This window comes from Nonomuraea maritima, from assembly GCF_900100395.1.
Lineage (GTDB): Bacteria > Actinomycetota > Actinomycetes > Streptosporangiales > Streptosporangiaceae > Nonomuraea > Nonomuraea maritima.
On the sequence record NZ_FNFB01000025.1, the window covers coordinates 64035 to 82459 of the forward strand.

An 18425-nucleotide genomic window follows, 5' to 3' on the forward strand; every position below is an offset into this window, starting at 1 on the left:
GGTGCCGGGGCGGGTAGTGAGAGGGTCGCCTCATGTTCGCGGAGATCACGTACGCCACCCGTCCCGGCTCCGGGCGTCCCAACGAGGACCTGGTGGTCGCCGGGCCCTCGTGGATCGTCGTGCTCGACGGGGCCACGGCGGCCCGCGGCGTCGACTCCGGGTGCGTCCACGACGTCGCCTGGCTGGTGGGGCGGCTCGGCGGCGCGCTGGCGGCGAGCCTGGCGGCCGGTGCCGACGCGCCCCTGACCGAGATCCTCGCCCACGCCATCGCGCGCACGGCGCGGGCGCACGAGGGCGCCTGCGACCTCGGCAACCCCGACTCGCCCTCGGCCACCGTGGCTGTGGTCCGCGCCCGCGCCGGGCGGGTGGACCACCTCGTGCTCGGCGACTCCCCGGTGGTGCTCGCCCCGCGCGGGGGAGACGTGCGGGTGGTCGCCGACGACCGGCTGGAACGGCTGCCGGGCGGGCGGCCGTACTCGCTGGAACTCGTCCGGCGGATGCGCAACGCGCCCGGCGGCTTCTGGGTGGCGGCGGCCCGCCCGGAGGCCGCCCATCAGGCCGTCACCGGCACGACGGACGCGGCCGCCCTGCGCGGGGTCGGCGTGTTCACCGACGGGGTGTCCCGGCTGGTGGACTGGTACGGCTGGAGCTGGGCGTCCGTCCTCGCGCTGCTGGAGGGCAGCGGCCCGGCCGCGGTGATCGAAGCGGTGCGCGGCCTGGAGAGCTCCAGCGGTCCCGCGCGGGGCAAGCGGCACGACGACGCCACCGCCGCCTGGGGACGTCTGCAGGACGGGTGTCTGTCCCGTCCGGCGTAGTAGCTGTACTGGTTGGTCTGCTGACCTGCTGAATGTCAGGCAGTTCCGAACGGCTGATTCGCTATATGTCCGAAGTGACTCTGCACTTTCGGTGTACTCGCCTGCTCTGGGCCGCACCTCCATGTCACAGCCGTCGGCCGATGGTGAGGGCGGCCGACCAGTGGCGGGTGAGTCGTCCATCCGGGCGTGCGGCGAGGTGGCGGCGTATCTCACGGTAGAGGTGTTCGATCTTGGCCGGCTCCATGGCGATGTGGCCGGAGAACGTGTTGAGCAGAGCGATGTATGCGTCTGCTGTGTAGCGCAGTGACCATACGTAGAGCTTCGTTGCGACCACGGTGAAGTGCCCGGAGGCCTCGAACTCGGCGGCCATGGGGTCGGGTTGGTCCTCGGGTGGTGGCGGGGGCCACGGGCCGTCATGGCCTTCGCCGATCTCCTCATAGACCTTCTGAATCTCGGTGAAGATCGGATCGAAGTCTGTTGGCATGGCGTGGTCGGCGTTCCATACGGCCAGGTGGCCGTCCTGGGCGAGCAGAGCTGCTGCCTTTGCGTACTTGACCTCCGGGTCCACCCATTTCCACGCCGTGGCCGCGTACAGGAGATCGAAGTGGGCCCCAGCCGGCGGCTGCCAGCCTTCGAATGACGACGTGACTACGGAAACGTCGGAGAAGCCAGTGAGGCGGTGCCGTGCTTCTCTTGCCAGGGCATCACCGAGTTCGACCGCGGTGATCCTGAAGCCTTCCCGTGCCAACGGCAGCGTGGCCTTCCCCGGGCCGCATCCGACTTCCAGCAGGTGCGCAGGTGGCGTGACCCCTGTAATCGCCAGCAGGTCGGAATACAACTCGTCCGGGTAGTCGGGGCGTGCGTCTTGATAGGAGGCAGCCGCTCTGTCAAATGTGGCTCGAAGCCGAATGTCGCGGGACATGTTCCAATCCTGGCGGTGTGGCAACCGAGCCTTGGGGGCTCCGATGGAATCGAAGCTGCCCTGGCCGGCGCGTCCGAGCGCGCGGCTGAGAGGGCAGAGCGCCATGGTGTGGCCATCGCCTGAGGCCGAGCCGTTCGAGACGCGCTGTCCAGGGATTTTCTGGTCTGGCGGCCCAAGGGCGCAGAGGTTGAGCGAGGCTTCGAAGCCGTTGAAGCGAAGGCCGAAGGGGATCACCATCGCCAGGTCCTCTTCAGCGTTGTCCGGGACAAGTTCTGGCTCGGGTTGGGGCGAACGAGGGCTGCTGGCTGCGGCGACTTCGGTGCGCGCTGCGACGCGCCGGCTGCGCCGGTCGGCGGGTCCGTTCCCGGCGCGGGTCAGCAGCTGGTCCAGCACGCGTGCGATGTCGGTCTCGTTGCGGTCGTCCGCCTCGAAGTCACTCGCTGAGACGGGCTCATCATCGGACAACAGGACGGTCGCGGCTGTCATCTTCCTCTGTTGGATCCCTCCTGTCGCAGGGTCAGTGCGGACGTTTCATCGGTGATCGCAGGGTTGGTCCGGACGTCGCAAGGTTCACGCGGAGCGGACAGTGTCGTCCGAGGACAGCGGAGCCGACCGATCAGTCACGGGGCTGATACCTTGATCGATATAACGCGATCATGAAACAATTCCCCCACAGGTGTATATCGGCGTTGGGGGGGTCGTTCGCCCATGATCCGCGATCCGAGCGAGCGGCTCTAGGATGCCGGACGACGAGCTGGCCAAGGCCTACGAACTCGGACGGACGTGCGCGCTGGCCGCCGAATGCCACAGAGACCTGCGGCGCTGCGCCCAGATGTACGGCGCGCTGTTCCCCCCGGCGGCCTTCGGCGGCGAGTACCTGAGCGCCCTGACGCTCTCCACCGCCTTCAGCGCCCCCTGGGCCGGGGCCGACCGGCTGAAGGTCGCCAACCGCACGGCCCTGTGGGTCTCGGCCGTCGACCGGCTGGTCGACCACACCGTCACCACCCGTGAGCAGGTCAACCGGCTCACCCGCGAGTGCCTGTCGGTGGCCGACGGGGCGGTGCCGCGCTCGGCGGTCACCCGCTTCCTGGCCGACCTGCGCGACGAGCTGGCCACCGTCAAGGAGTTCCCCGGCCTGCAGGGGCTCTGGCGCGACCAGCTCGCCCGGATGCTGGTCGGCATGGCCACGGCCTGGGTCTGGCGTGACACCCGCGCCGAGCCGACGCTGGCCCGCTTCCTCGACAACGCCGACTGCTGCGGCTCGTCCTTCGTGGACGTCTCGCACTGGATCTACACCGCCGACACCTGGGCCAAGGCGCACCTCGACGAGCTGCGCGGCGTCAGCGCGATCGTGCAGCGCTATCTGCTCCTGCTCGGCGACGTGGCCTCCTACCGCAGGGACGTCAGCTGGGGCGACCTGAACGTGCTGGCGCTGGGCGTGAGCCGGGCCGAGGTGGCCGAGGAGATGGAACGGCTGGCGGGGGAGGCCGACGCCGTCATCGAGCGGGTGCGCGAGAACAGTCCTCGTACGGCGGCCTACCTGCGCCGGCAACTGGGGTTCAGTTCCGGATTTACCGGTATTTCCGGTTTAGGGCTATATGGGTAGTCTGTGAAGCCTGATGTTCTGACAGACTATCTTGACTCTCCCTCAGTTAGATCCCAAAATAACCACCCCCAGGCAGCAAAACGAGACATTTTCATTCTTGGGGCAAATTGCGGCTTGAGTGGAAAATGTGGCGTTGCTAAGGTGTCTCGATGCCAGGCATGTGGATCTCAGACGCGCCTTGACGGGTACCACTGACTCCGGCACCTCAGGGGTGGGGTTGTACATGCGCGAGATATGTACAGGCGGTGCTGAATGGAATTCGGTCGTTTCGACCGTTGGCGGCTGCCGACCGCTGTCAAGATACTGGTCGCGGGTGGATTCGGCGCGGGCAAGACCACCATGGTGGGCGCGGTCTCCGAGACCCGCCCCCTGCGTACGGAGGAGGCCCTCACCCAGGCCGGCACGTACGTCGACGATCTGTACGGCGTCGAGCGCAAGCTCAACACCACGGTCGCCATGGACTTCGGCCGCATCACGCTGAGCAACGACTACATGCTGTACCTGTTCGGCACCCCCGGCCAGGAGCGCTTCTGGTTCTTCTGGGACGAGCTCGCGCTCGGCGCGCTGGGCGCGGTCGTGCTCGCCGACACCCGCCGCCTCGACGACTGCTTCCCGTCGGTCGACTACTTCGAGAAGCGCGACCAGCCGTTCGTCGTGGCGCTCAACTGCTTCGAGGGCAGCAAGCCGTACACGGTCGGGCAGGTGCGCAAGGCGATCGGCCTGCAGTCCGACATCCCCATCGTGCACTGCGACGCCCGCCGCCGCGACTCGGGCAAGGAAGTGCTCATCACCCTCATGGAGCACGCGATGCGCAGGGGTGCCGCCTCCACCGTCGGGACCATGTCGTGACCATGACGGGCTACCTTTGACCGATGGAGGAGATCGACCGCCGGATCGTCACGCTGCTGGCCCGTGACGGCCGCATGAGCTTCACCGACCTCGCCAGAGAGACCGGGCTGTCGGTGTCGGCCGTCCACCAGCGCGTACGCCGCCTGGAGAAGCGCGGAGTCGTCCGCGGATACGCCGCGATCATCGACCACGAGGCAGTGGGCCTGCCGCTGACCGCCTTCGTGTCGATCAAGCCGATCGACCCCGCGGCGCCCGACGACGCCCCGGAACGGCTGGCCCACCTGACGGCCATCGAGGCCTGCCACAGCGTCGCGGGCGACGAGAGCTACATCCTGAAGGTCCGGGTGGCCTCGCCGACGGCGCTAGAAGACCTGCTGCAGCAGATCCGGGCCTCCGCCAACGTCTCCACCCGCACGACCGTCGTGCTGAGCACCCCCTACGAGCACCGCGCCCTCGAGCCGTACGCCGAGCCCGAGGTCAGGCAGGACGGCATCGCCTGACCGGGCCGCCCAGGTCCGCGTATTCGCCCCGCAGCCGCGTCCCGGCCTCCGGAGGGGCGCCGAGGCGGTCCAGGCCGAGCAGGGCCGCCCCCAGCACCGGCGGGGCATCGGCCACGGTGGGCGCGGCCCGCGGCGCCCGCCGCGCGAACCCCGCCGCGAGCAGCGCCACCAGCAGCGGGTCACCCGACGTCAGCAGGCCGCCGCCCAGCACCACCTCCGTGGGGGTCTCCAGCAGGCGCAGCCGCCACAGGCACACCTCGGCCAGCACGGTGACCTCCTCGGCCTGCCGCTCGACCAGCGCGAGGGCCACGGCGTCGCCGTCGCGGGCCGCCGCGAGCGCACCCGGCGCGAGCTCGTGCAGCCGGCCGCCGTCCACCTGACCGAGGTGCAGCCCGAGGACGAGCTCCTCGACCGTCGCCGTGCCGAAGTACGCGGTCACCAGGCCGGCCGGCGCGGTCGGCGCGCCCCTGCCGTCCTCGGCGCGGACCGCGCGGCACAGCGCCTCCTCGCCCAGCCCGTGCCCGCCGCCCCAGTCGCCGCTGAGCCGTCCGAGGGGCGGGAAGCGGGCGACGTCCCCGGTGGGGGAGACGCCGACCGCGTTGATGCCCGCATCGCACACCACGGCCACCCCCCACCGCGCCGACGCGCCCGCCCGCAGCGGCGCGAACGTGTCGTTGCGCACGACCACGTCCGCGCCGAACCCCCGGGCGGCGAACGCGCGGGCCGGCGCCTCCTCCTCCACGGGCAGGTCGGCGCCCGACACGTGCGCGATCAAACCCGCGTACAGTGGTTCGACCGGCGGCACCGGCAGCGGCGTCGCCCCCGAGGCCGTGACGGTCGCGGGCACCTCGATCACCGCCTCCTGGCCGAGGAACGGCAGCGTGCCGTCGTTGCGCACGTTCACCACCTGCGTGTCGCCCCGGTCGCCGAGCAGCGAGGCGATGAGCGCCACGGCCGCCTCGGAGTAGAACGCCCCGCCCCGCCGCGTCAGCAGCTCGGGCTTGGTCACCAACGCCGGGTCGGCGTACAGCTCCAGCAGCTGCTTCCCCATCGCCGCCACCTCGGCCGCCCGCGACGGCGCCTCCCGCTGCTCGCGCACCACCGCGTCGTGGGCGTAGAAGTACCGCAGATAGTACGAGGGCACCACGCCGAGCCGCCGCAGCAGGCCGGGCCGCAGCCCCACCTCCGCGGCGATCTCCTCGCCGTGGTCGCGCAGCAGGGCGGCCAGCACGTCCTCGCTGTCGAGGCGCACGGCGCGCTCCCAGGACAGGTGGTTGAGCCCCACGTGGTCCAGCGTCACCCGCGCCGGGTCGACGCCCAGCCGGGCGGCGAACCGCCGCTGGAACCCGATCGCCACGTTGCACAGCCCGACCGCCCGGTGCCCGGCGTCGAGCAGCGCCCGTGTGACGATGTCCACCGGGTTGGTGAAGTCCACGATCCACGCCTGCGGCGCGTGCTGGCGTACGGTCTCGGCCAGCTCCAGCACGACCGGCACCGTGCGCAGCGCCTTGGCCAGGCCGCCCGAGCCCGTCGTCTCCTGCCCGACGCAGCCGCAGCGCAGCGGCAGCGTCTCGTCCACCTCGCGGGCCGCCTGCCCGCCCACCCGGAGCTGGAACAGCACCGCCCGCGCCCCCGCCACGCCCTGCGCCACCGAGGACGTGGCCAGCACGCGCGCCGGGTGCCCCGCGTGGGCCAGCAGCGCCGCGACATCCCCGCCACGAGCTCCAGCCGGCCCGGGTCCGGGTCGACCAGGGCCAGCACCGTCACCGGCAGCTTGTCGCGCAGCCGCGCGACGCCGTCGACCAGTTCGGGGGGGTACGTCGACCCGCCCCCGACTTCCGTCTGCCCGGCGGGCCGAAGAGGAACACGCTTACGAAGGGAGGGTCGAGCCGAAGACCTCCTCCCGCAGCCCCGCCGGCGCCCGGGCGGCCGCACCGCCCTCGCCCCGCGCCGCCCGCGCGGCGGTGGCGACGGCCTGCCGGAAGCCGTCCCCCTCGATGCCGTACGAGCGCAGCACCTCCAGCACGGCGCGCCCACCGCTCAGCGCCTGCAGGCCGTGGTCGCCGTAGCGGCCGCTCTCCCGTGCGGTCGGCGCGCCCGGCGCCGGCAGGTAGCCGACCTCGCCCGCGCCGCCGGTGGTGCCCCGGTGCATCCGCCCGCCCAGCACGATCGCCGCGCCGATGCCCACGTCGGCCCACAGCAGCACGAAGTCGTCGCGGCCGCGGGCGGCGCCGTGCGCGCGTTCGGCCACGGCGGCGAGGTTGACGTCGTTCTCCACGTCCACCGGGACGCCGAGCCCTTCGCTCACCGCCGGGACGAGGTCGGGCAGCTGCCGGCGGTGTGCTCGCCCACGACCGTGCCGGTGATGTCGGCCACCTGCACCCGGACGCGGCCTGGGGTGACGTCGAGCGCGCCGACGTACGCGGCCGCGGGGTTGATCCGGTAGAGCTCCGCGTACGTCCAGGCAGACCTTCCCTGACGCCGTCGAGCACCACCAGGCCGGCCTCCCGCAGGCGGGCGAGCAGCTGCGAGGCCGTGGGCTTGGACAGCCCGGTGAGGGCGCCGATCTCGGGACGGGTCAGCGGACCCCGTTCGAGCAGCGCCCGCAGCGCCGCGCGATCATTGATGGCGCGCAGCAGACTGGGGGTACCCGGAGCGGTCACGACCTCTCCCTCGCCGTCAGGAAACTTTCCTGACGGCATGACGACCATAAAAAGAGCCGCGCGTGCCGGTCAAGGGTGTGATCGCGACGGAACGAGGTCGCGGAGAGGGGAAAATGATGGGAGTGCCGCGACGGGCATGCTAATGTCATCGTTTGTCGTAACAACAAGCAGAATGGCCCGGAGTGTCCCATTAACCACATTAATGGTCAGGCGGCGGCTCGTCAAACAGAACTCGCCAGGGAACAGGCGTACGTCACCAGCCTGTACGACCGGCTCGACCTGCTGCGCGAGCGAACCCAGAGCCAGCTGAAGGACGTGCTGGCCGCCGGCGCCGTCGGCACGATGCAGAACAGGTCCGAGCGCGACACGTTCGCCGACATGTACGCCTCCCGGCTCGCCCGGCTGTGGGCGGTCGAGCGCGGTCTCGCCTTCGGCCGGCTCGACCACCTCGACGAGGGCCGCCTCTACATCGGCAAGCTCGGTCTCACCGACGACGACCAGCGGCGGCTGCTCATCGACTGGCGGGCGCCGGTGGCGCAGCCCTTCTACCGCGCCACCCCGGCCGCGCCGATGGGCGTGACCAGGCGCCGCCACCTGCAGACCAAGGGCCGCACCGTCGTGGGCGTCGACGACGACCTGCTCGACCTCGACTCCCTCACCGACGACGACCGCGCCACGCTCAACGGCGAGGCCGCGCTGCTCGCCGCGCTCGACGAACGCCGCACCGGCCGCATGCGCGACATCGTCGCCACCATCCAGGCCGAGCAGGACCGCGTCATCCGCAGCGACCTGAACGGCGTCCTCGTGGTGCAGGGCGGCCCCGGCACCGGCAAGACAGTGGTGGCCCTGCACCGTGCCGCGTACCTGCTCTACACCCACCGCGAGCGGCTGGAACGGCGCGGCGTGCTCATCCTCGGCCCCAACCTCACGTTCCTGCGCTACATCGAGCAGGTGCTGCCCTCGCTCGGCGAGACCGACGTGCTGCTGTCGACGGTCGGCGAGCTCTACCCGGGCGTGACGGCCACCGCCAGGGAACGTCCCGAGGTGGCGGCCCTCAAGGGCGACCTGCGCATGACCGAGGTGATCGCCAAGGCCGTACGCGACCGGCAGCGCGTCCCGCGCAAGCCGATCGAGCTGCCCCTCGGCCGGGTCACGCTCACGATCGACCGCTCGATGCTCGACGCGGCGAGGAACAAGGCGACCCGCTCGCGCCGGCCGCACAACCAGGCCCGCGCGGTGTTCGTACGTTCGCTGCTGAACGCCCTGGCCAGGCAGCAGGCCCGCAAGATCGGCAAGGGGCTCATCGACGAGGACGACCTCGCCGACCTGCGCGAGGACCTGCGCACAGAACCGGTGGTCAAGGCCGCGCTCAACCGGCTGTGGCCGTACCTGACGCCGCAGCGCCTCCTGCTCGGCCTGTACGGCTCCAAGGAGCGCCTCGACCACGCCGCCTCCGCGCTCACCCCAGCGGAACGCGCCCTGCTGCGCCGCGACGGCGGCGCGTGGACCGACTCGGACGTGCCGCTGCTCGACGAGGCCGCCGACCTGCTCGGCGACATCGACGAGCAGGTGCTGCGGGCCACCGCCCTGCAGGCGGAGGAGGAGCTGGCCGCCGCGCGGCAGGCCGAGGAGCGCGAACGCGAGGCCGAGCTGGCCTACGCCCGCGAGGTGCTGGAGCTGACCGGCCTGTCCGACCTCATGGAGGCCGAGCGGCTGGCCGATCGGCAGCGTGGCGAGGGTCCCCATCTCACCACCGCCGAGCGCGCCGCCGCCGACCGCTCCTGGGCGTACGGGCACGTGATCGTGGACGAGGCCCAGGAGCTGTCGCCCATGGCGTGGCGGGCCGTGATGCGGCGCTGCCCCACCCGGTCGATGACCGTCGTCGGCGACATCGCCCAGACGGGCTCGGCGGCCGGGGCCCGCTCGTGGGCGCAGGTGCTCGACCCGTACGTGGCCGGGCGCTGGCGTCAGGAGCGCCTGACGGTCAACTACCGCACCCCGGTCGAGCTCATGGCGGTCGCCGCCCGCGTCCTCGCCACCGTCGACCCGGCGCTGCAGGCGCCGACGTCGGTACGCGAGGCGGGCGCCGAGCCGTGGTCCGCGCCGCTGGCGGCGCTGGCGGAACTGGTCAAGGCCGAGCTCGGCGAGGGCGGCAAGATCGCCGTCGTCGTGCCCGACGCGCTGCTGACCGGCCTCGGCGAGCAGGTCCGCGCCGCCGTGCCCGGCGCCGTCGTCGTGGCGCCAGGGTCGGGGCGGGCGGCGGGGGCCGAGGCGCTCGACGCCCCCGTCGCCGTCATGGGCGTGGCCGACGCCAAGGGCCTGGAGTTCGACTCGGTGATCGTGGCCGAGCCCGACCTCATCGCCGCCCAGTCGCCGCGCGGCCCGAGCGACCTGTACGTCGCCCTCACGCGCGCGACGCAGCGGCTCGGCGTCGTCCACGAGCGCCCGCTCTCGGACGCTCTGCGGGGCTTGCCTGGCCATCCGACAGTCCCCGCAAATGGGTTCTGACCTGCTTTAGGGCCATCGACCGAATCTCCCAGCTGCGAAAACTTGATGTTCCCGCTGATCGGGACACGGTTGACATCTGAGGTGGAGTCGGTAGTTTGCTGCGCAGTCCAGCACGGGACTTGGCCGGTTGGCCGTCTCTGACATCGTCGGATCCTGCGTCCGTGACGAAGCGTCGCTTCGTCCACACAGCCAGGTGCAGGGCCGTCGGTCCGTCGAGTCGGGGCACCCCAACCGGGCGGGGGGTTGGACCCGGGACGGGCCCGGGAGCCCAGTAGACAACGGAATTCCGCGCTCGCCGCCGACGAGACGGGTCCGGTCCGAAGGGTTTCCGGGCCCTCTTCCCGTTCCCGTGTCCCGGACTCATTTGCGCCGGGTGATCCCGCCAGCCGCGGGATCACCCTGTCGCTCTCCTCCGGCCATCCCCCTGGGCCGACTTCCGGCGCGGGCTCCGACCTGAGTAGCCGCCGCGGGGCGGTAGCGTTCTCGCAAGCAGGCGTTGTGAAGTGGCGAGGAGACCCCGGAATGGTTCAGGACAGCACGAGCCTTCCGCCCGCGACAGGACCCACCTCGGCGGGCGAGACGGCCGCGCCCGTGTCCGTCGCCGTGCCGCCCTCCCCGCGATGGGTGCTGCCCGCCAGGGTCGCGGCGGCCGTCGCCGGTGGTCTGGCGCTGTTCACCGCCTTCCCGCCGCTCGGCTGGTGGCCGTGCGCGCCGCTCGGCATCGGCCTCATCGCGGCCTCCCTGTACGGCACCCGCCCGAGACGGGCCGCCTGGCTCGGCTACCTGGCCGCCGCCGTCTTCCTCTTCCCGACCCTCGCCTGGGTGCGCAGCATCGGCGACGACGTCTGGTTCATGCTGGTCGGCATCGAGAGCGTCTTCTACGCCGCCATGGCGGCCCTGGCCGCGTTCGTGTTCCGGCTGCCCGCGTGGCCGGTGTGGTTCGGCGGCCTCTGGGTCGCCATGGAATGGGCGCGGAGCCTCGTCCCGGTGGGCGGCTTCCCGTGGGCGCGGGCGGCCTTCAGCCAGGGCCAGTCGCTGTTCACGCCCTACGCCGCGCTCGGCGGCGTGCCGCTGGTGTCGTTCGCCGTCGCGCTGAGCGGCGGCCTGGCCGCCATGGCCGTCCTGACCAAGGGACGGGTCCTGCGCCGGGCCCTGCCGCTGGCGCTCGCCCTCGTCGTGCCCGTGCTCGGCTACGCCGTGCCCCGGTACGGCGACGAGGGCCGCTACGTCAACGTCGGCATCGTGCAGGGCAACGTCCCTGGCCGCGGCATGTACGCGCTCGGCGACGAGCCGGCCGTCGTGCTGAAGAACCACGCCAACGAGACCAAGCGCCTCGCCCAGGCCGTCCGCGAGGGCAAGCTCCCCAAGCCCGACCTCGTGATCCTGCCCGAGAACTCCACCGACATCGACCCTTACCGCGACGCCACCGCCCGCGAGATCATCCAGGACTCCGTGCGCGACGTCGGCGTGCCCACGCTCGTCGGGGCCGTCGTGGCGATCGGCGACGAGAACCGCGCCACCCGCAGCCTCGTGTGGGACCCGGTGACCGGCCCCGGCGCGTACTACGACAAGCAGAACCTCGTGCCGTTCGGCGAGTACACCCCGTTCAAGGACCTCGTGCTGGCGCTGTCGACGCGGGCCCAGCTGGTGGGCCGGCAGTCCGTCCCGGGCGACCGGCCGGGCGACCTGAAGCTGGGCCCGGTCACCATCGGAGCGGTCAACTGCTACGAGGTCGCCTACGACGGCACCGTGCGCGACACCGTCCGCGCCGGCGGCACGCCGCTCGTGGTGCAGACCAACAACGCCAGCTACGCCCTGTCCAACCTGCCGCCCCAGCAGCTGGCCATGTCGCAGCTGCGCGCCGTCGAGCACAACAGGGCCGTCGTCACCGCGGCGACGACCGGGATCTCCGCCTACGTCACCCCGGAGGGTAAGGTCTCCTGGCAGAGCCGCGAACTGGTCGCGGCCATGAACGTGGTGAAAGTGCCAGTGCGCACGAGGGAAACGTTGGCCACCAAAGTGGGGGCTCTGCCCGAATGGGCATTGATGTTGATGGGAGTGGCGGCGGTGGGAGTCGCCGCGTGGCGTGGCAGGCGACGAGAAGACCTGATGAGGAACGAATGATGGAGACTCTCGGCCGGGTGCTCGTCGTCGTGCCCACCTACAACGAACGCGACAACCTGCCCGCGATCGTCGAGCGGTTGCGGGCCGCCGTGCCGTACGCGCACGTGCTGGTGGCCGACGACAACAGCCCCGACGGCACCGGCGAGGTGGCCGACCGGCTGGCTGCCGGCGACGAGCAGGTGCACGTCCTGCACCGGCCGGGCAAGCAGGGGCTCGGCGCCGCGTACATCGCGGGGTTCCGTTGGGGGCTCGACGAAGGCTTCGACGTGCTGGTCGAGATGGACGCCGACGGCTCCCACCAGCCCGAGGAGCTGCCCAAGCTGTTGCGGGCGGTGGCCGAGGGCGCCGACCTCGCGATCGGCTCGCGCTACGTGCCCGGGGGGAAGGTCGTCAACTGGCCGCAGCGGCGCGAGCTGCTGTCCAAGGGCGCCAACGTCTACACCCGGGTCATGCTCGGCCTGCCGGTGCGCGACGCCACGGCGGGTTTTCGCGCCTACCGCGCCGCCACGCTGGAGAAGGTGGGCCTGGCCGGGGTGGAGTCGCAGGGCTACTGCTTCCAGGTCGACCTGACGCTGCGCACGTCCCGGCACGGGCTGCGGGTGGTCGAGGTGCCGATCACGTTCGTGGAGCGGACGGTCGGCAAGAGCAAGATGAGCGGCAAGGTGATGTCCGAGGCGCTCTGGCGGATCGGCCTGTGGGGCGTGACCGGGCTGCCCGGGCGCCTGAAGGGGCCCCGCCGCCCCTGACGGCCGGAACGCTTCCGGGCGTCCGCGCGTTGTCCCCTTGAACGCGTGTGCGGAAACGAGGAAATGATGCGGCTGCTGCTCTTCCTGGCCTTCCTGGTCGTCCCCGTCCTGGAGATCTGGGTGCTCATCCAGGTCGGCTCCGTGATCGGCGGGCCACTCACCGTCGCTTTGCTCCTGGCCGACAGCCTCCTCGGCGCGTGGATCGTGCGGCGCGAGGGCCGGCGGGCCTGGCGCGCGGTGCAGAACGCGGTGCAGACCGGGCGCATGCCCGACCGTGAGCTGGCCGACGGCGGGCTCGTCCTCGTCGGCGGCACCCTGTTGCTCGCGCCGGGGTTCGTCACCGACGCGCTGGGGTTCCTGTGCCTGCTGCCGTTCACCCGGCCGATGATGCGCCGGCTGGGCGCGTGGTTCTTCCAGCGCCGGGTCAAGCGCATGGCAGCCGAGTCGCCGTACGCCGCCATGTTCCCGCCGCAGGGCTTCCCGCCGTCCGCGGACGGCTTCCCCGGCGCTGAGACGCCGCGCAGCGGGCGGGTGGTGCACGGCGAGGTGATTCGCGAGGACCGCGACTCCTGAGCGTCTCTGCGGAAAGCTGAAACCCCCCGGGCCGACGGCCCGGGGGGTTTCACCGTGAGAAAGGTCAGGCGCTCTTACGACGCTGAGCCCGCAGTACCGCGAGCCGCTCGTTGAGCACCTCCTCGAGGTCTTCGATGGACCGCCGTTCCAGAAGCATGTCCCAGTGTGTCCGTGGGGGCTTCGTCTTCTTCGACTCCGGCTGCTCGCCGTCCACGCGTACCGCGGTTGCGCCGCACATGCGGCACTCCCACGTCGCGGGGATCTCAGCCTCGGCGGCAAGCGGAACCTCGAAACGATGGCCCTTGGGACAGGTGTAAGACACCTCCTGGCGTGGGGCCAGATCCGTGTTACGGTCGTTCTCGTAGCTGGTTGCCCCGAGCCGGGTGCCACGAAGCGCGCGCTCGCCCATGTCTAAATGCCTCCTACAGGGCCCCCTTGCGTGGGGGGTCTGTCTCCCACGGTGGTTAACGCTTGGTACCGTGATGGGATTCCCACCCGTAGGGTGATCCAATCGCGCTGGGGGCCTCGGTTCTTGACCGGATCTCCGATAGGCCGCGTACACAGGGGTTGTGCGACCCTCCGGCCCCGTACCCGATCGCGGTAGGTCCCTCCGAGCGGCCCCCGAGCCGCTCAGATCCGGGCGCTTTGGTCAGATACGGGCGGGCACTTCGTTGCCGGCGGCCTTGATGGCCTTCGGCAGGTTCGTCAGGGCCAGCAGCACGAAACCGACGACGAAGAAGATGACCATCGAGACGATGGCGATGCGGTAGCTGTTGGTGAGCTGCAGGGCGATCGTGACCGTGAGCGCGCCGATGAACGCCGACCCCTTGTCGCTGATCTGCAGCAGGCTGAAGTACTCGGCCTCGCGGCCCTTCGGGATCACCAGCGAGAACAGCGACCGTGACAGCGCCTGGGTGCCGCCCAGCACGATCGCGATCGCGAACGCCATCAGGAAGAACTGCAGCGCCTGCCCCTCGGCGACGAACAGGCCCATGGCGACGATCACCGTCCACAGCACGAGGCTGCCCAGCACCGTCCGCTTCGTGCCGAACGACCGGGCCAGCCGGGCCATCAGCAGCGCGCCGAAGAACGCCACGAACTGCACCATCAGGATCGCCGTGATCTGCACTTCCTGCTCGAGCTTCAGCGCCTCGGACGCGAAGGCCGCGCTGTTGCCGATCACCGTCTGCACGCCGTCGTTGTAGACCAGGTACGCCACCAGGAACAGCAGCGTGAGCGGGTACTTGCGCAACCCCGACAGCGTCCGTCCGAGCTGGCGGAAACTGCCGCCGACCGAGCTGAGCGCCGAGGTCTCGTGCGCCGGCACCGGACGGTTGCGCAGCCGCAGCAGCGGCACGATCGTGAACGTCGCCCACCACAGACCCGCCGACATCATGCAGATGCGCACCGCCATGCCATCGGTCAGGCCGAAGCTCTCGCTCTTCGTGAACAGCACGAGGTTGAGCGCCAGGAGCAGGCCGCCGCCCAGGTAGCCGATAGCCCAGCCGCGCGAGGACACCGCGTCGCGCTCCTGCTCGGAGGAGATCTGCGGCAGGAACGAGTCGTAGACCACGATCGAGGAGCCGTAGGCGAGGTTGGCGACGACGAACAGCACGCCGCCCAGCATGTAGCGGTCGCCCTCGACGAAGAACAGCCCCATCGCGGCGAGCGCGCCGACGTAGGCGAAACCGCCGAGCATCTCCCGCTTGCGGCCGGTGTGGTCGGCCAGCGCGCCCACGATCGGCAGCCACAGGATCTGCACCAGCACCGCGACCGTCGTGATCAGGCCGAAGAACGCGGCAGGACGGATGTCGGCGCCGAGCACGTCGACGTACCCGAGGCCGGGGTTGGCGGCGGCGAGGTCGTCGAAGCCGTCCACGCACGTCGCCGACGGCACAGAAGGGAAGTCCTTGGCGCAGGCCGCCGTCTTGGCGACCGGGATGATGTACGGCCCCAGGAAGACCGAGATGACCGTGGTGTAGAAGGCCGAGTTGGCCCAGTCGTAGAAGTACCAGCCGCGCTGCTCGCGCCGGCGCGCGGCGGGGGACTCGTCGAGTGCCGCTGGAGGTGCGGATGGGGGCATGGGTCGAGCTCTCCTTCGCGGTGGGGCCGCCTCGTGGGGGTGAAGGACGGGCTGGAGGGGTGCGCGTCGGCCCGCGCCGTCAGGCGGCCTGCCTGCCGGGATGCCAGGCTCCGCGGCGTTGGAGCACGTCGCGCAGGCCCGTGATGTCGTCGGTCATGATGCCGTCGACCCCGAGGTCGAGCAGGGTCTCCATGCGGGCGGTGCTGTTGATCGTCCACACGTGCACCTGCATGCCGATGGCGTGGGCGGTGCGGATCAGGCGGCGCGTGGTGACGCGCAGCCCGCGAAAGCCGATGGGGACCTGCGCGCAGGGGACGCCGGCGCGCGACAGGCGCGCCAGCAGCCGGCCGTAGCCGGAGGTGCTCGCGGCGGCGCGCAGCGCGGCCACGCCACGCGGGCCGAGCGCCGAGCACACCTCCCTGCCGAGCGCCGCTCTGGCCATCGCCAGGCGCTCGTCGGAGAAGGAGGTCAGGCAGACGCGGTCGTAGGCGTTCGTCCGCCGGATCGCCGCCGCCAGCGGCGCGACGGCGGTCGCCTCCTTGACGTCGATGTTGAACCGCGCCTCGGGCCAGGTGCCGAGGAGGTCCTCCAGCAACGGGATCTCGTGCACCCCGCCGATGCGGGCCCGCTTGACCTCGCGGTAGGGGAGCTCGGCGACGCGGCCGCTCCGGTCGGTCACGCGGTCGAGCGTGTGGTCGTGGAAGGCCAGCAGCACGCCGTCGGAGGTGGCGTGCGCGTCCGTCTCCAGATAGACGTATCCGAGCCCGACCGCCTGCTCGAAGGCGGCCATGGTGTTCTCCGCTCCCTCCAGCGCCCCTCCGCGGTGGGCGAAGGCCAGCGGGGCCGGATGGTCGAGGAAGGCGAATCGGCGGATCGGCACGACGTGAAGTATGCCCTTCCCGAGTGAACGGTGAGGTTACGAATCGGGGAGTTTCTGCCATTCCTGGCGGCGGGCCTCCGCGAGCGCGATCGCCGCGGCCACCGCCACGTTGAACGAGCCCACCCGGCCCACCTGAGGGATGTAGCAGGCGCCGTCGACGGCGTCGAGCAGGGCGGGGGAGCAGCCGTGGTCCTCGCTGCCGACGACCAGGCACACGTCGCGGCCGAGGTCGGCGCGGTGCAGCGGCACGGCCTCGGCGGTCAGCTCGATGGCGAGGACGGTGAACCCGGCCTCCTTCGCGGCCTTGACCGCCTCGGTGGCGGGGACGGCCTCGTGCCAGGTGACCAGCCGCTCGGTGCCGAGCGCGGTCTTGCCCGCCTTGGGGTTGGTGGGCGGGGTGGCGTTGCCGGCCAGCCAGAGCTCGTCGACGCCGAACGCGGCGGCGCTGCGGAAGATCGACCCGATGTTGAACGGGCCGGTGACCGACTCGACGATCAGGCCGAGACGGTTTCCGGTGTTCCTGCGCCAGGTGCGGTTGAGCCGCTTGACGTCGGTGGGGCGCAGTTGCCTTCTCATCGGGTCACCTTCAGGATGCGGTAGGCGGCCCGGCTGGCCTCGCGGGAGGCCTGCCAGCCCTGCTCGCCGAGCCAGCGCTGCAGGGAGTCGGAGCCGAGGTGTTTCTGGACGACCAGGTAGGCCACGCCGTCGGGTGTCAGCCGGGTGAGCCACCTGGTGAGCATGTCGTGCAGGGCCTGCTTGCCGATGCGGATCGCAGGATTGGACCAGATGGCGCGAAATTTCACGTCATCCGGCACATCGTCGACATGTACCGATCTTACTTTGTACAGGCGCGCGGTCTGCGCATTGCGCTCCGTGAGCTCCAGACTGCGCCGGTTCACGTCGACGGCCCACACCGTCGCCTCGGGGGCCCGCGACGCCATCGTCAGCGCGATCGGGCCGTAGCCGCAGCCCAGGTCGAGCAGGTCGCCCTCCTGCGGCGGCTTCGGGACGGCCTCCAGCAGCGCGCGGGTGCCGACGTCGACGCGCTCGGGGGAGAACACGCCGCTGTCGGTCTCCAGCCGCAGATGCAGGTCGGGCAGGACCAGATCGACCGTGCCCGGCCGGCTCGCGGTCGACGGCCGCTCGGAGAAGTAATGAGCCACGTCGCCAAACGTTACGGGATGCGCGAACCGAACAGCACCGCGGCGCCCGCCACCAGCACCCCGGCCACGATCGCCGCCACGATGAACCACTGGCTGATCTCCTGGCTGACCAGCCGGTAGCCCAGCGACGTGCCGATCTGCTCGTAGACCTGGCGCAGCTCGCTGCCGGACTCCGCGGTGTAGGCCAGGCCGCTGGTACCGTCGGACAGCGACTGCAGGGTCTGCTTGTTGACCGGCACGGTCACGGGCCGCCCGTCGATGCTGACGGTGCCCTCCTGGGTGCCGTACGCGATCGTGGAGACCGGGACGCGGGCCTCCTGGGCGGCCTGGATGGCCTCGTTGACCGACCGGCCCGAGGTGTTGTCGCCGTCGGACAGCAGCACGATCGCGGCGGGCGGCGGGTTCGTGGCGGCCTGCTGGTCGAACGAGCGCACCGACTCGAGCGCGTTGAAGACCGCCTCGCCGATCGCCGTGCCGGGGCGCGTGCTGAGGTTGCCGATGGCGGTGATCACGGCGTCGTGGTCGGTGGTGGGCGAGACGATCACGTTGGCCGAACGGGCGAAGGAGACCAAGCCCACGTTGAACCGGTCGGGCAGCTCCCTCGCGAACGCCTGAGCGGCCGTCTTGGCGGCGCTGATGCGGTCGGGCTGGACGTCGTCGGCATCCATCGACAGCGACACGTCCAGAGCGATCATGATGGTGGCGCGGTCGCGGGGCACGCGTACCTGGTCGGCCGGTTTGGCCGCGCCCATGACCAGGAGGCTCATCATGACGAGGAACAACGCGGGCGCGACGTGCCGGCGCCAGCTGGGCCCGGCAGGGGCGACCAGGTTGAGCAGCGCCAGGTTGGTGAAACGCACGGTGTAGCGGCGGCGCGCGAACATCGCCAGGATGTAGCCGGCCACCAGGAGCAGCAGCAGGACGAACAGCCAGAGCCAGCCGGGGGCGAGGAACGTCACGACGCCGCCCCCGTCACGCGGCCGGTCGTGGCCT

17 protein-coding genes and 2 pseudogenes are annotated in these 18425 nt (G+C 71.2%); 8 read left to right on the forward strand and 11 right to left on the reverse strand.

All coding sequences use genetic code 11. The features are described from left to right. Positions 1 to 32: 32 nt before the first annotated feature. Positions 33 to 815 carry a protein phosphatase 2C domain-containing protein gene (locus BLR04_RS29875; protein ID WP_090771529.1) on the forward strand — a complete coding sequence of 261 codons (783 nt, stop codon included), beginning with the start codon at positions 33 to 35 and terminating at the stop codon, positions 813 to 815. Between the two features lie 124 nt (positions 816 to 939). Here the strand turns inward: BLR04_RS29875 and BLR04_RS42005 are convergent, their stop codons facing one another. Then, positions 940 to 2223 carry a class I SAM-dependent methyltransferase gene (locus tag BLR04_RS42005; protein WP_245740690.1) on the reverse strand — a complete coding sequence of 428 codons (1284 nt, stop codon included), beginning with the start codon at positions 2221 to 2223 and terminating at the stop codon, positions 940 to 942. A gap of 253 nt (positions 2224 to 2476) precedes the next feature. Here BLR04_RS42005 and BLR04_RS29885 point away from each other — a divergent pair, with 253 nt between their 5' ends. From BLR04_RS29885 to BLR04_RS29895, 3 genes are all read left to right on the forward strand, one after another. Further along, the gene (locus tag BLR04_RS29885) at positions 2477 to 3343 is read left to right on the forward strand and encodes a hypothetical protein (RefSeq protein WP_090771531.1); all 867 of its coding nucleotides are present in this window, start codon (positions 2477 to 2479) and stop codon (positions 3341 to 3343) included. Positions 3344 to 3595: 252 nt separating this feature from the next. Further along, a complete protein-coding gene (locus BLR04_RS29890; protein ID WP_090771533.1) occupies positions 3596 to 4192 on the forward strand; it encodes a GTP-binding protein in 597 nt (198 codons plus the stop codon). 23 nt (positions 4193 to 4215) lie between these two features. After that, entirely contained in the window at positions 4216 to 4692 is a 477-nt protein-coding gene (locus BLR04_RS29895) for an Lrp/AsnC family transcriptional regulator (protein ID WP_090771535.1), read from the forward strand. On the opposite strand, the gene BLR04_RS29900 is transcribed toward BLR04_RS29895, so the two are convergent. From BLR04_RS29900 to BLR04_RS42020, 4 genes and pseudogenes are all read right to left on the reverse strand, one after another. Then, complete coding sequence (locus tag BLR04_RS29900) at positions 4670 to 6049, reverse strand: family 4 glycosyl hydrolase (RefSeq protein WP_425413459.1); 1380 nt, start codon at positions 6047 to 6049, stop codon at positions 4670 to 4672. The two genes, BLR04_RS29895 and BLR04_RS29900, sit on opposite strands and share 23 nt — an antisense overlap. Before the next feature lie 21 nt (positions 6050 to 6070). Then, positions 6071 to 6627, reverse strand: a pseudogene (locus BLR04_RS42870) (family 4 glycosyl hydrolase); the annotation flags it as partial. Further along, the gene (locus BLR04_RS42015; RefSeq protein WP_245740694.1) at positions 6563 to 7000 is read right to left on the reverse strand and encodes an ROK family protein; all 438 of its coding nucleotides are present in this window, start codon (positions 6998 to 7000) and stop codon (positions 6563 to 6565) included. The pseudogene BLR04_RS42870 and the gene BLR04_RS42015, both read right to left, overlap by 65 nt. Before the next feature lie 235 nt (positions 7001 to 7235). Beyond that, positions 7236 to 7403, reverse strand: a pseudogene (locus tag BLR04_RS42020) (hypothetical protein); the annotation flags it as partial. Between the two features lie 267 nt (positions 7404 to 7670). Between BLR04_RS42020 and BLR04_RS29915 the strand changes: the two are divergent. From BLR04_RS29915 to BLR04_RS29930, 4 genes are all read left to right on the forward strand, one after another. Beyond that, the gene (locus BLR04_RS29915) at positions 7671 to 9863 is read left to right on the forward strand and encodes a HelD family protein (protein ID WP_245740696.1); all 2193 of its coding nucleotides are present in this window, start codon (positions 7671 to 7673) and stop codon (positions 9861 to 9863) included. 522 nt (positions 9864 to 10385) lie between these two features. After that, a complete protein-coding gene (lnt, locus tag BLR04_RS29920) occupies positions 10386 to 11987 on the forward strand; it encodes an apolipoprotein N-acyltransferase (protein ID WP_090771540.1) in 1602 nt (533 codons plus the stop codon). After that, complete coding sequence (locus tag BLR04_RS29925) at positions 11984 to 12733, forward strand: polyprenol monophosphomannose synthase (RefSeq protein ID WP_090771542.1); 750 nt, start codon at positions 11984 to 11986, stop codon at positions 12731 to 12733. Before lnt ends, BLR04_RS29925 begins: the two co-directional genes overlap by 4 nt. A 45-nt stretch (positions 12734 to 12778) precedes the next feature. Then, positions 12779 to 13306 (forward strand): FxsA family protein, encoded by a 528-nt coding sequence (locus tag BLR04_RS29930; protein ID WP_245740698.1) that lies wholly within the window; start codon positions 12779 to 12781, stop codon positions 13304 to 13306. A 64-nt stretch (positions 13307 to 13370) separates the two neighbouring features. Here BLR04_RS29930 and BLR04_RS29935 read toward each other — a convergent pair whose 3' ends face one another. From BLR04_RS29935 to BLR04_RS29960, 6 genes are all read right to left on the reverse strand, one after another. Then, positions 13371 to 13715: an RNA polymerase-binding protein RbpA gene (locus BLR04_RS29935; RefSeq protein WP_043625492.1), complete on the reverse strand. Its 345-nt coding sequence runs from the start codon at positions 13713 to 13715 to the stop codon at positions 13371 to 13373. 240 nt (positions 13716 to 13955) lie between these two features. After that, complete coding sequence (locus BLR04_RS29940; RefSeq protein WP_090771544.1) at positions 13956 to 15389, reverse strand: MFS transporter; 1434 nt, start codon at positions 15387 to 15389, stop codon at positions 13956 to 13958. 79 nt (positions 15390 to 15468) lie between these two features. Next, positions 15469 to 16269, reverse strand: a complete 801-nt coding sequence (locus BLR04_RS29945; RefSeq protein ID WP_176903352.1) for a glycerophosphodiester phosphodiesterase family protein — start codon at positions 16267 to 16269, stop codon at positions 15469 to 15471. A 36-nt stretch (positions 16270 to 16305) separates the two neighbouring features. Continuing rightward, a complete protein-coding gene (locus BLR04_RS29950; RefSeq protein ID WP_090771546.1) occupies positions 16306 to 16845 on the reverse strand; it encodes a TrmH family RNA methyltransferase in 540 nt (179 codons plus the stop codon). Beyond that, positions 16842 to 17432: a class I SAM-dependent methyltransferase gene (locus BLR04_RS29955; protein WP_090771548.1), complete on the reverse strand. Its 591-nt coding sequence runs from the start codon at positions 17430 to 17432 to the stop codon at positions 16842 to 16844. The genes BLR04_RS29950 and BLR04_RS29955 overlap by 4 nt, the downstream gene beginning before the upstream one ends. An 11-nt stretch (positions 17433 to 17443) precedes the next feature. Continuing rightward, positions 17444 to 18391 carry a VWA domain-containing protein gene (locus tag BLR04_RS29960; protein ID WP_090771550.1) on the reverse strand — a complete coding sequence of 316 codons (948 nt, stop codon included), beginning with the start codon at positions 18389 to 18391 and terminating at the stop codon, positions 17444 to 17446. Between the last annotated feature and the right edge of the window lie 34 nt (positions 18392 to 18425).